The organism is Acidithiobacillus sp. IBUN Pt1247-S3, from assembly GCF_041146875.1.
Classification (GTDB): domain Bacteria; phylum Pseudomonadota; class Gammaproteobacteria; order Acidithiobacillales; family Acidithiobacillaceae; genus Igneacidithiobacillus.
This window is the reverse complement of the sequence record NZ_JBFRXP010000005.1, coordinates 110,939-123,999: the sequence shown is the minus strand read 5'-3', so window position 1 is coordinate 123,999 and position 13,061 is coordinate 110,939. Positions and strand designations below refer to the sequence as shown.

At 59.6% G+C, this 13,061-nt stretch carries 9 protein-coding genes; all 9 read right to left on the bottom strand.

Annotated elements, in window-relative coordinates; all coding sequences use genetic code 11:
- Nucleotides 1-1,830 (bottom strand): single-stranded-DNA-specific exonuclease RecJ, encoded by a 1,830-nt coding sequence (gene recJ, locus AB4090_RS05350; RefSeq protein ID WP_369572833.1) that lies wholly within the window; start codon nt 1,828-1,830, stop codon nt 1-3.
- A 29-nt stretch (nt 1,831-1,859) separates the two neighbouring features.
- Nucleotides 1,860-2,459, bottom strand: coding sequence for a hypothetical protein (locus AB4090_RS05345; protein ID WP_369572832.1), 600 nt, complete (start codon nt 2,457-2,459; stop codon nt 1,860-1,862).
- A gap of 2 nt (nt 2,460-2,461) precedes the next feature.
- Nucleotides 2,462-2,650: a hypothetical protein gene (locus AB4090_RS05340; RefSeq protein ID WP_369572831.1), complete on the bottom strand. Its 189-nt coding sequence runs from the start codon at nt 2,648-2,650 to the stop codon at nt 2,462-2,464.
- Nucleotides 2,651-2,683: 33 nt separating this feature from the next.
- Nucleotides 2,684-3,160 carry an endonuclease domain-containing protein gene (locus tag AB4090_RS05335; protein WP_369572830.1) on the bottom strand — a complete coding sequence of 159 codons (477 nt, stop codon included), beginning with the start codon at nt 3,158-3,160 and terminating at the stop codon, nt 2,684-2,686.
- Entirely contained in the window at nt 3,160-3,618 is a 459-nt protein-coding gene (locus tag AB4090_RS05330) for a hypothetical protein (RefSeq protein WP_369572829.1), read from the bottom strand. The genes AB4090_RS05335 and AB4090_RS05330 overlap by 1 nt, the downstream gene beginning before the upstream one ends.
- Before the next feature lie 48 nt (nt 3,619-3,666).
- Nucleotides 3,667-10,377: an N-6 DNA methylase gene (locus AB4090_RS05325; protein ID WP_369572828.1), complete on the bottom strand. Its 6,711-nt coding sequence runs from the start codon at nt 10,375-10,377 to the stop codon at nt 3,667-3,669.
- 302 nt (nt 10,378-10,679) lie between these two features.
- Entirely contained in the window at nt 10,680-11,501 is an 822-nt protein-coding gene (locus tag AB4090_RS05320; RefSeq protein ID WP_369572827.1) for a hypothetical protein, read from the bottom strand.
- A complete protein-coding gene (locus tag AB4090_RS05315) occupies nt 11,498-12,184 on the bottom strand; it encodes an EAL domain-containing protein (protein ID WP_369572826.1) in 687 nt (228 codons plus the stop codon). Before AB4090_RS05315 ends, AB4090_RS05320 begins: the two co-directional genes overlap by 4 nt.
- Nucleotides 12,181-13,020, bottom strand: coding sequence for a hypothetical protein (locus AB4090_RS05310; protein ID WP_369572825.1), 840 nt, complete (start codon nt 13,018-13,020; stop codon nt 12,181-12,183). Before AB4090_RS05310 ends, AB4090_RS05315 begins: the two co-directional genes overlap by 4 nt.
- Nucleotides 13,021-13,061 lie beyond the last annotated feature (41 nt).

The window sequence follows — 13,061 nt, the reverse complement described above, 5'->3', positions numbered from 1 at the left end:
TCACTTGCACGCCTCAAATTCATCCAGTTCCAGAAACTCGCCGCCAACCGGCACCCCGTCTTCCGGACATGCCGCCACCAAAGGTTCAGACGGAATCTCTGGAGCGACCGCAGGACCGATCTTCTGCACGATCCGCTGCACGGTTTCCTGACCACGCCAACGGTTGATCTGCAACTGATACGCTACCGTGTACCAACTGCCTGCCTGCAATTCCGACGCATCCGGCTCTCCACAACGGAACTGCAGGGCCAGATGCGATTCCCCCTCCGCCGTAGCCAGCGTCATCTTGCGCGTCTGTTTGTCCGCGCCGATCCGCTCCAGCGTCACCAGCCGGAAGGTTCCCTGGAACAACGGATCAGGGAACCCTTGCCCCCAGGGGCCAGCAGCTTCCAGCAGGGAAACATTTTCCAGCGTGCCCCAACCCGCAGGGATCTCCCCATCGGTCCAGACCACCTCCGTCAGCGCGCTATCGTCCACGAACGATTCCGCCAACCGCGCCGCTTCCCGCCGGAACCGTTCCGCCTGCTCCGCACGCAACCCCAGACCCGCGGCCATGGCGTGCCCGCCAAATTTGTCGATCATGCCGGGGAACAGCCCGTCCAACCGTGCCAGAAAGTCCCGGATATGCACACCGGGAACCGAACGCGCGGAGCCCCGCCATGCGCGCCCTTCTTCCGCTGGGGCAAAAACGATGGCCGGACGGTGACGCGATTCCCGAATGGCGCCCGCCACCAGCCCGACCACCCCTTCATGTCCCTGTTCGTCGAAAACCACGAGGATCTTTTCTTCTTCCGGCAGGCTCAACGTCTCCAGAATCTCTTGCGCGGACTGCAGACCCTCATGCTGCACCTCGCGCCGTTCCCGGTTGATGGCATCCAGCGTCTTCGCCTTCTCCAGGGCACGTTCCCCGTCCCTCTCCAGCAGCAGTTCCACCCCGATGCGCATGTCGTCCAGCCGCCCCGCGGCATTCAGGCGTGGACCCAGGCGAAACCCGAAATCCTGCGCGCTGACCGATTCCACCGCGCACCCGGACACGGTCATCAGTGCCCCGATTCCCGGCCTGGCGTTACCCTTGCGAATCTGCCGCAACCCCGCCGCCACCAGCCGGCGGTTGTTCGTATCCAGAGGCACCAGATCCGCCACGGTCCCCAGAGCCACCAGATCCAGCCATTGCATCGGCAGACGGGGTTCCGCGGGCAAGACGCCCGTTTTCGTCAACGACCGCCAGAGCGCCGCCATCAGATACCAGACGACCCCCACTCCGCAGAGTGTCTTTGCCGGGAACGGGCAACCCGGCTGATGGGGATTCACGATCCAGGGGGTGTCCGGCACAGCGTCTCCCGGCAGATGATGGTCGGTGACGATGACCTCCATGCCGTACTTCTTTGCGCTGGCAACCCCGGCGATTGCCGCAATGCCGTTATCCACGGTCAACAACAGGGCAGGACGGGGGCGCATCGGCGCCAGCACCTCTTCCACCAGCAGGGGAGACAACCCGTATCCATGGGCGAAACGGTTGGGGAGACGGTATTCCACCACCGCGCCAAACGCCCGCAATGCGGTGACCGCCAACGCCGTGGAAGTGGCACCATCCACATCCCAGTCCCCGACGACACAGATCAACTCCTTCTCCTGGATGGCCCGCTGCAGGCGCGCGACGGATTCCCGCAACCCCAGCAGGGACGGCGTCAGCAGTTTACCTACCCCCAGATCCAGATCGTCCGGCGCACGAATGCCCCGGCTCGCATACAGACGCGCCAACACGGGGTCCAGCCGCAAAGGCTGCAGGGCGGCCAGCGCCTCTGGGGAAACCGGACGGGATTGCAACATGACAGACTCCTGTACAGAGGGCGGAAACTTCAGGATTGCCGGAACATCGACTCCAGCACCACAGGGAAATCCAGCAGATGATCGATGACGGATGCAGGGTGTTGCGCAACTCCACGGTCAGCATAATTCCGGTTCAGATGCACCGCGCATGGCAACACCGATACCGCCGCATTCACATTTTCCGGCAGGTCATCCAGAAACGCAGTGGCCCGTAACCGCCGCAGCACCTCTGCACGATCCGCAGCGGTGGCCTGCGCGCCCAGACAGACAATCCGCCCTTCCGGAATGGCGCCTCCCAGGGAGAGCGCCCGGGCATACCCCCACTGCGGGTCCACGTTGGTTACCGCCCAGAGGGAAACCCCGACACGGTCCATCTCCGCGATGAAATCCCAGACATCCGGTTGTGGCGGCACCCTTTCCCACCAGGCGTCCCCGTGAAATACCTCCCATACCCGCGAGGCTTCCGGTTTCGTGAGACCGTACCGGGAAGACAGGAGATAGGCATCCGACTGCCGGACCATCTCCTTTTGCAGAACCATGCCGGCGCAGTCCCGCCACGCCTGCTGGAAATCCAGCAAAACCTCGTCAAGGTCGACAACGACAACCGGAGCACGGCTTCCTGACCGCATGCTCAGGCAACCTTGCTCTGGCGGTTCCGGGAATCTTCTTTCGGGAAAGAGACCTTGAGAACCGGGCCGATACGGGAAATCATTTCCACAAAATCCACGATTCGGGTCGAAGATGGGACAGAATACTGGGTAGAAATGTTACCCGGATACGTTACCCGCACCACAATTTCTGGAGATTGCATCACGATCACCCTGCATGAATGGCAAACAGGTATAATATAGCGTTACTTTTGAGGTTTTGTCAAGCCTGTTTCGGACGCCCCAGGCGCAGGCGCCCTGGCCCCGGACAACAATTCCCGGACCTCCCGCACGATGCGACCGGTATCCCGCAGATCGAGAATGCTGTAACGCAATACCCGCCAGCCCAGCAGTACCAGGAGATTCTGGCGTCGAAGGCCATCCCGGAAGCCAGACAGGGAAATCCCGTGGCTGCGATACCCGTCAAACTCGATGGCCACCTTCTGTTGGGGGAAGGCGTAATCGATGCGATATCGTCGCTCCGGGTGAAAACGGTACTCCGGGACCAGGGCAAACTCGGAAAGCTCCGTCTTCAGCAAAAGACCCAGATGCTCCGCCGGAGAAGGAGTCTTGCGCGCCGCGGCATTCGCAGTGGTGTTGGCGACCCCCCCGATGCCTGCGCCACCACAGGAATCCTTGATCCGGTCGCGCAAGTGCTCCGGGAAATGCGCCCACGTCGCCATCAGGAGGGCGATGACAACAGCGCGGTGCCGTCCAGAACGGAAAACAGGCGATCGGAAAACCCCTGCAGCCCTTTGATCGGTTCCTGCGCTTCCGTAACCGTCGGGATGTCCATCAATCCGACCCGATCCGCGTTTTTCAGGATGGCTTGTCCAAACTCTATCGCTGTCATCGAGTCCTGCAACTGTGGAAACAAAACGGAAAAACACCAGGAAAGGGGAATCACCCCTTCTTCCGGGTGCAGAAACCAGTATTCCGCCGATCCGTGAACGTCCAGCCCCTCCACCCACCTGCCTGCCCGATGTTCACTGACATCCTTCGCGGCCTGGATGATCATTCCACAAAGCAGCATCCGATCCGGACGGGATGCACGATCGCCGCCACCCCCCCAGGCAAACAGATATCGCAACCCGTCTTCATCCGCCTCTACCGTATCCCCATCCCGTAAGTCAAAGGCCATGTTTTTCCCGATCCGGCAAATAGTAACGCTAACATATCTTATATGGCGTTACTGTGCAACCGCGAACAACCCATCCTCCTCCCGTTTTTCCGGGGCTTCTGCCGGATCTTCCAGAAAGCCGTCCGCATCCGGGACGAAGAGTTCTCCACCCGCGAATGCCAGCAGCGCCTTTTCCCGGTGTTCGGCCCAGCGGGACAGGGATTCCCGAATGGAAAGCAGGGTGTCCAGCTTCCATTCCGCGGACTGGTTCTGTACGGAAAGAGCACCTGGCTGGCCACCCTCCTCCTCCGTCTCCAGTTTCCCGTCCGTCTCCGGTTTGGCCGCCACGGCGACAATCGTCTGCAATGCGGCAATCCGATCGTCCACCTTTTCGTATTTCCGGACACCACAACGCAACGCTTTTTCCAGGTCGGCAAGAACCCCCTCCTTCTGCGTCAGCGCTTCCTCCCGCTTTTCCAGTTCAGGCTGCAGGTCTGCCAGACGGGCGATTTCTTTCTGTATGGACGACATCTTTTCCTTTTCCCGCCGCAGCAGATAGCCGACCTCCTCCAGGGCGCTCAGGATATTTCCCGGCGCGGAACATAGAGATTTCCCAATCCGGGTGTACTGCGCTTTCTGTTCCGCCTGTTCCGCCTCCCGATTGTTCGCCAGAGCCAGTTCCGGGCGGAGAACTTCCGGTGCCCAGAAATCCAGGCGAAGCACGGAATCTTTATACAGCAGGTTGGTCACATCCCCGGAAACCTCCTTCTCCCTCGCCAGGGATTCCGGCAGGTGCCAGTGAAAAATAAGGGTGACAGCGCGGTCATCAAACTTCTCTTTCCGCCAATCCCCAATCTTTATCTCCCCCAGATCCTGACCAGACGGAGATTCCAGACGAAACCATCTCCGGTCCAACAAAGCATCAGAACAACGATTTTCCCAGACAGGTTTTCCCGATTCATCAGATTGAATTTCCGAACGCAGGGCATCGACCAGATGCCGGTGAAACCGCTCGCCAATCTCCCGGACCGGCAGCGATTCCTTTTTCCACCCCCCATCATCCGCTGGGAAAAACACCTGGAATTCCTTGTCTTTCCGACTTTCCTTCTTCGGCTTTTTGTCTGGAACTCCCGCGTCTTCCAGGTTTCCCTGTGCAATCTCTTCACCGGGCACGTCCTCAGCGTCGCCCCTGGCGCCGGAACGGTTTTGCCACTTCCGGTATTCCTTCATCCAGGCTTCTGTCGGATCCTTCATGGTTTCCAGCGCGGACTCCCACCGGTTACCAGATTCCAGCCGTTGCCGGACGGTTCTTTCCTGACGCTGAACGTCCGCCAGCACCGATTTCCTGCCGGCCACGTCCAGGGATTCCTGTTTGCACATCTGCGCAATCCGCACGCGATCAATCAGAACCTGGCTCCCAGACGCTTCCGCCTTCACCTTTGCCGGATCGAATGCCTGCGCCCCCGGATCTTCCAGCGAGCGAAGTTCGGATGCGGCATCCAGCGGCGCCCGTGACTGGTCGATGAACTGCTTCTTGAACTCCAGAATCTGCCAGCGTCCGGCGTCACCGGAAGATTCCGTGACGTAATAGCAAACGTGTACCGCAAACTTCTCCTCTCCATACTTCTCCAGCAGCTTGTTCCCCTGCCGGATGCCACGCCCATTCCGCTGCTCCAGGTCCAGGGGACGGTACGGCGCATCCAGATGGTGCATGCCGACCAGTCGATCCTGGACGTTCATCCCGGCGCCCATCTTGCTGCTGGACCCCACCAGAAAACGAACCCGGCCACTGCGCACCTTGCTGAACAGATCCTGTTTCTTGTCATCGGCAACATCATGGATGAAGACGATCTCCTCCGCCGGAACGCCTTTCCGCACCAGCATGTCACGCAATTCCGCATAGGCCGTCCAGACTTGCCGATCCCCAACGTCCCGCAAATCCTCCAGTTCCGCTGACGAATACGATTCCAGAATCTCCTCATACGCATCCCGGTCGGACGCCTCTTCCTCTGTCAGATCCCGGCGTTGTTGCGTCTCCTCCAGAACCTGCAGGGCATCCATGGCTTCCAGCGCCTTGCGATCCTTCCCCTGCGGTCCTTTGCCGGATTTCGGCGTGGAGAAATCCAGGAACACCAGTTGCGTGCCCCGGTCCTCCATCCAGTCCTGGTAAATGGAGAACATGCGGTTTGCCGCGCTGATCAGCTTCTGACCGTTTTCCTCGCCATCCGCATTCTGCATCTTGGTCAACGCGCGGGCATCCAGCCCGACCTTCATCAGTTCGCTGGCGAGCGACAGAATGTTGTCCTCCCCTTTCTTCGGTCGACGCGGCAGATGATCCAGCCGGTACAGGATGGACCCCTCGTTGTAGACCGGAAGTCCACCCGGCGTTTCCCCGACCTCCCTGCCGATGAGATCCTGCTGAGTCAACGTGGGCTGCACGGAGATGATTTCCGGAGCACCACCAGCCACCCTGGGTATGGGCAGATTTCCCATGCCGGCTTCCTCCATCATCCGCTGTACGTCGGCGATGGTGACGCTGTCCTTGAACCGGTTCAGCAGGCGCAACAGTTCCGGCCAGTTCTCAAACCGGCCCAGATACGCCCGCTCCTTGTACTCCCCGGTCAGGGTGAAGCCAAATTCCCGGATCACCGAGGCAAACGTGTCCTTCCAGGCATCGAAGGTGCGCAGTCCCAGATCTTCCAGCATCGATTCATCCAGGTACCGTTGCCAGATATACATCTCCGCCAGGGTGTTGGACAGCAGCGTCCCCGTCAGGAACGCCACGCCATCCTCGCGACCCCGAATCCGGTTGATCCCCTTCACTTTCATGTACAAATCCATCGCTCTCGCGGAACCTTCCGGATTTCCCATGCCGGAGACATTTTTCAGGTTGGTGTTGAACGAAAGATTCTTGAATTCCTGCACCTCATCCACAACCAGAAGATCAAAGCCCACATTGCCCATGTGCAGCAATCCGGTATCGGCTTTCTGTCTCGCCATCTTTTTCTCCAGACGAGAACGGAACGTGGCGATTTTGCGCTCCATCTGCTTGACGCTGCGACCATCTCCGATCTCTTTGTACTGTTCCATCGACTCCACATACAGGTCGATCTCGGATTGCAGGTATCTGAATTCATCTTCCGGATCCGCGGGAATCCGGGAGAAGAGACTGTGCGGCACGATGACCGCATCCCAGTCCCCGAAAGCCGCCCGCGCCAGAAATTCCTGGCGGGACTTCTTGCTGCGATCCCCTTCACGGGCAACCAGAACCCTGGCGTTGGGGTACAGGGTGAGGAACGCTTCCTCCCATTGCTCCACCAGATGCGATAACACAGGGATCAACGGCTTCTTGGCCCGCCCCGTTCTGCGCATTTCCATCACATAAGCAATTCCGGCAAAGGTCTTTCCTGCACCCACCGCGTGATCCATGATGAGATTGTTGCCGGCCAACCCTCGCCAGATGACGTTTTTTTGCTGCGGGCGCAGGGAAATCGCCCCGGACATCCCCGGCAAATCCAGATGCGACCCATCATAACGGGGCAGCACCTCGCCATTGAAACGGTCGTTATAGGCGGACTCCAGGGTATCCTGCGCCTCTGGGTGCGCACTCACCCACCGTTCCCATTCCTTCCGCAAATCCTCGCAACGGGAACGCAGCAACTCGGAGTCTCCCTCGTCCACCAGGATGTTCCCGTTGCGGTCGGTATAGCGGACGACCGGAGGCTTGTCGTTCAGCAGGGTATCCAGGATCAGTCGCGAATCCACCTTCCCGGTTCTGGAGCCGGAAGACCAGCGCAAATCCTGACTGCCGGCAGAACGGCTCTGCACCACCCATTTTCCGGAATTTTCCATATAATGCGCATGAATATCCGATTCAAAGGCTTCCTGGAAGAACTCCTCCCGTACCGGGGAAGGAACCCATGGCGTCCTCATCCGGAAGGAAATCCGCGAGAATGGGATTCTTGCCGGAATCACCCCTTCCAGGGCGGTAATCGTTTTTTCCCATTCGGCATGTTCCGCCGTCTCGGGTACCGTCGTCTCCTGCCGGTTCCTCGCGAGACGAATCCGATCCTCGATGCGCCCGGACAGCACCAGATCCCGCAGCGCCAGTTCCCCGGTTTCCGGGTCCAGCAAGACGCTGTCTCCCAAATCTTCCCGAACCCGTTGCCAAGCGGTCTCGTTATCCAGATCGGAGGGGAACCAGCCACCCCGCAACAGATCCAGCAGATATTCCTTGTCCACGGACTGACGGAGGGAAAGTGATATCCGCAAGGCATCGACTGGCGTGCCCGCCATGGCAGGCGCCTCGCTGGGGAACATCGTTCTCTCCCGGAAGATGTCCGCCTTTTCCGCCTTTTCCGGAGCGCGAGACATGCCGGTGCGGCGGGCAACCGCAGCGGATACTTCCGGCTCGTAGTCCTTTTCCAGGGCACGCAGGGAACCTGCAGCAGGGTCCAGGGCAAACAGCCGCGCATTGATTCTTCGATGCAGTAACCCATGCTTTTTGACGAAAGCGTCATACGTCTGGTTCAACTGCTCGCGTTTCTCTTCCACCTCCGTATCCGTCGCCTGCAGGGAAACCTGCAAATCCAACAGGGATTTCAGGGCATCACGAACCTCGCACATACCCATGATCCGCCGAATCCGGGAAGCCTGCAGCGTCATGCCGGAGTCCGGCAATCCATCATTGTCCTCCTCCCCGACATTCTCCTTGGCACGGTTGGACGGGCTGTTCCCCGGCATGATCGACAAATTTGGCGGGCACGCCATGGCCGCCAGTTCCGCGCCAAAATAATGGGATGTCTTCCGCAGCGCGAGATGCCGCACCCCCTGATCATCGTCGAACACAAACCAGGAGTTTTCCCCATGCCAGCGGGCCGCATCCTGCATGTTTCGCAACAACCGGGACTGGGGAGCATCCGCTTCCAGAAAAAGATTTCTGTCCAGAGAAGGCAAGGGCGGAAATGGCGGCACATCAACCTGCAAAAGCCGTTCGACAAACGATTTTGTCAGGGTGTCGGAAATGGCGTGCGACAGGATCTCCTGGGTGTCACTGCGCTCGTCCGGCAGAACCGCAGGTTCATTTGCCTGATACATGCCGCGGATCAGGTCCACTTTCCCCAGAATGGCTTCCGGATGCGTCCGGTAATACCGGCTTCCCGGGATCGGACGGCCATCCTCCGTGTGCGCCATATCCTCCACGGAAAACACCCAGTCAGGATAATCGGCGTCCTGCAAATCCTCGATATTTTCCGCCAGGGGCTCTGCACGGCGGGCAAACAGCAGGACGTCGGTCATCACCTGTGTTCCCGCGTTTTTCAGGAAAGCGGTGCGCGGCAGGCGCACGGCCCCCAGCAATTCCGCCCGCAAGGCAAAGGATTTGCGCCAGTCTTCCTGCTCCTGCGTACTGGAATCCAGCAGGTAACGGGAAACGACCATGGCCATCATTCCACCCGGGCGCAATTGATACAGGCTTTTCTCGAAGAAATAACTGTGAATGTTCGGCGCCTGGGCAGACCATTCCGGGTGAACCCGGTCAAAAACCTTCTGATCCCCAAAAGGCGGGTTCCCCACCACCAGGTCGAATCCATGACGATTCGCATCTTCCCCGGTCGCTGTATCCCGCAACACCGGGAACGATTCATACGTCTGCTGGTGAATGGTGGCGCGACCATGGCACCAGGAGGCGATGGCGGCAGTAACTCCGTCGACCTCGCAGCCCATCACCACCGCATCGTCCCGGAAACGTTCCGGGATACGCCCCAGGAATACCCCGGACCCGACCGATGGTTCCAGAATCATCAGGTCATCCCGCGACACGAGCGCGCTGGACGCCAGGGTATTCCAGATGCCATCCACGACTCCCATCGCGGTATAGTGCGCATCGAGCGTGGTGCGCCGCGCCATCTGGTATTCTTCCGGAGACAGAAGAGCCTCCAGATCCTCGCCCAACTTCCCGAATCCCTGCCCGAATTCCCCGGAGGAATCACGGAACATCTGCGGCAGACCACCCCAGCCGACAAAGCGGCTCAGGGTCTCCTGCCAGGCGATGGGAATGCGGTGCGGCTTCGCTGACTGGCTTTCCAGCGCCTTGATCAGCCGGATGGCCGCGAGATTGTTGCGCACCTTCCCCTTGTCGCCCACATACGCCTGTTGCTCAAACGCCTGTGCATCCAGCACCAGGTTTTCCGCAGGCTCCAACCGGGAGGCGGACACTTCCTCCAGGAATTCCGGATGACTGGCGACTTCCTCAACCGTGCGGCCATCCGTCTGCAGCCAGGAAAGGAAGTCACCATCGTTGTCAGGAGAATCTTCCGAAACGGACGAAGATTCAGCCCTCTCTTCTGTTGGCTCTGGCTCGGGTTCCTGTCGGGCTGCGTCCGGCAGGACACCCGCACCTTCCGTATCCGGTTCTCCGGCGACAGAAGGCTCAACCGAAACTTCCGGGGCCGGAGTTTCCGGATCCGAAAGATCCTCTGGCTCTAGCTCTGGTCGCGATCCCGCAACATCCGCAACCTCTCGCGGCTCACCTCCATCGACAGCCCGTACCGTTGATGCAGCGTCCGGTGCAGATCCGGGTCGTTGTCCGCCTCCGTCCGGGGCGTCTCGGACATCCGGTGCTCGAATGCCATCATCTCCAGAAAGCTCTTCTTTTCCTTCTCGTTCATGATCCACCTCTCCTGCATATTCCCACAGTCCCAACCCTGCTTCCAGACGCTCCCGGGATACCCAGGTCAGCGACAGGTCTTCCTGCAAATCCGCCAGATTCGCCCGGAACATCGTCCGATCCCGATTCGCCCGAAACCGGATGGGAAAAGCGTTTTCCAGCGTTGCGACAGAATCCCCGGAGTCAGTATAAACGAAAAGAGAATCATTTGCAAGTACCAGCTTGCTGTTTTGCGCAACCTCATCCGGAAGCGTTGCAAACCACGAGGGGGAAGGGATGAACATGGATGCACCTCTGTCATAGAATACGGTATCGCGTTACTTCCTGCAGACAGCATATCAGAAGTCGCATCCCCAAAAGAAAAAACCCACAGGCACTTCGCAAGCCTGTGGGAATACGCGCCACAACAAACAATCTAATCCTGGTTCAGCATTTCCGTTTCCGGCCCACGTCGCACAGGCAGTTCTTTTTCCTGATCCTCCTCCTCCAGAAAACCGGTTTCCCCTTCTTCCTGCAGCTGAAACCGCCCGTTTTCCATTTTCAGGGAGACCGGCTTCCCCACGGACCCTTCCGGAAGCGAGGAGATCGGGCAAACCACGAACTGTCCGGAAGAACGCTCCAGAATGATCCCTTCCGCCGTCTGGCTGCGCACGATTCCCGCCTCTTCCGGAAACGGTTCCTGCTCCACCAGGCCCAGCGTTGCGGCATCCGCCAGCGCATACTCCGATAATGGCCCATTCATCGACATCCGGATGCCCCGCAACCGCTGTTCCCTGGCAATGCCGGACAGGGTATCCAGGCTGCCGACCGCATACCCCAGGGCGTAGTCCTCCACGCCCGGATAGCGTTCCTGCACACCAGCCAGCAAATCCGCATGGAAGCTGGCATACTCCCCCACACGGGCAACCACAGCCTGCCACGCCTGAAACCGCGACGCTTCCGGTGGGTGCGCTTCCTGGGCATCCGTCACCTCAATCAGGTAGTCCCCCAGTTCGCTGGCCAGAATCTGGATTCTGCCGGCAGTCTCTTTCGCCGCACCGGAGACTGACGCATAAACCACCTGCCCGACCAGATGGACGATTTTATCGAAAATCTCTCTCAGATAGAATCCCACCTGCTGGGAAGTCGACTGCATTTCCCGCACAACATTCTCCGGTGTGCGCCGATCCCCGTTCACGGACTCAGACCACGCCTCCAACGCCCGCAACGATTCCTTCAACTGCTCCGACGCCGTCATTTTCCCACCTCCCTGACCGTATCAGCGGGAATGACCCGCTGGTTTTTCCAATAAAACCCCTGCCCGAATTCCGCACCCAGATCCCTCGCGAAGCGAAGCTGTCCCGGCGTCTCGATCCACTCGATGACGGTCCTGACCCCCAGGTTCTTCGCGGCACAGAGGGTCTGGTACAGGGTCTCCGCGGCCCATTCCTCCTTTTCCGCAAGGTGAAACCACGCACCATCGATCTTCAGCCAGTCCGGAGGAATCCTCGTCATCCGCCACAGCACGTCGAGGCCAACAGAACCACCATCATCCACCGCAATCTGTGTCCCGCACGATTGTCGCAAGCCACACAGGACATCCATGGTTTCCGCGTGATATGGCAGGGATTCCGTCCACTCCAGGACCAGGCGGATTCCCGCATCCCGGCATTGCCGTGCCAGCGAGGCAAACAGATGCCGCAACGTTGAATTGCCCAACTGATCCGAATTCCCGTTCACAAACAGGAAACCATCCCGCACCATGGGCGCCCGAAGATAGCCCGACAGGGATGCCAGCACCGGCACCCAACCGGAAATCACATCAGGCAACGCATGATCCAGCAGCCATTCCCGCCCGATCTCCTGCTCTTCCACCAGGGAAAAAATGGGCTCCTTGCGAAAGGCTATGCCGTCGACTTCCTCCGGAACCGGGGACCTCAAGCAAACACCTCATCCTGCACCAGGGAGCAGGACAGGATCGCCTCGGCGGGAATCCCCGCGGAAACCAGATGCGCAACCACCCGTTCCTCGTTTTCTTGCGCACGGATGTAGGAAAGATACTCCTCTTCTCCGGATAACAGGGCCATCCTGTCACTGTACACGAGCACCCCGGAACGCAGCCCGATCAACAGGTCCGGCGTCACCGGGATCGATGTCCGCACCAGCCAGGTGTTCATGTCCCGCGTCTGCCGGGAGAGCAGCACCCGCATCGAGTTTACCCAGACCGTGGTGACCATGTAAGCCAAACGTTGCATCAAAAGCAGGATTCGCGGGTCGGAGACGGCGCCCCGATGAAAAACCCGCAACGCGATGGAGAGCGATTCGATGCCGAAAGGCCCCGTGCCGGAATCCGAGAGAATCCAATCGAACAATACCCGGTCAGCCTGCCTGCGAACCTGGCAGGAGGGCTTGCCGTCATACGCCTCGGACACCAGGCGCTCCGTAGGGATGCCGTCATCGCCAGAGTGCAGCGATTCTACCGGCAGATACAGGCCCAACCGCAATTCCCCGGCCACGAGCAGCAGTCCGACGCCACCATTCACCGCAATCCCGGGGATTTTCCATTCGGCGTACCAGAGCCCCAGTTCCGCCTGTGTCGGCACCCGAACCAGATCCGGGATGCTGCCCAGCGACCATCCGCCAAACGTCTGGTGACGACGGATGATCCTTTCCATGCCGGAAAAGAGGAAATCGTAAAATTCCCCCAGGACGCCTTCCGGCGAACCATCGGGTTCGCACCCTGCAAAGGGGGCATCAGACAGCGACTTTTCAGACATGCTCCAAACCTTTTGTCGAACGTGAATACAACGCCATGCAA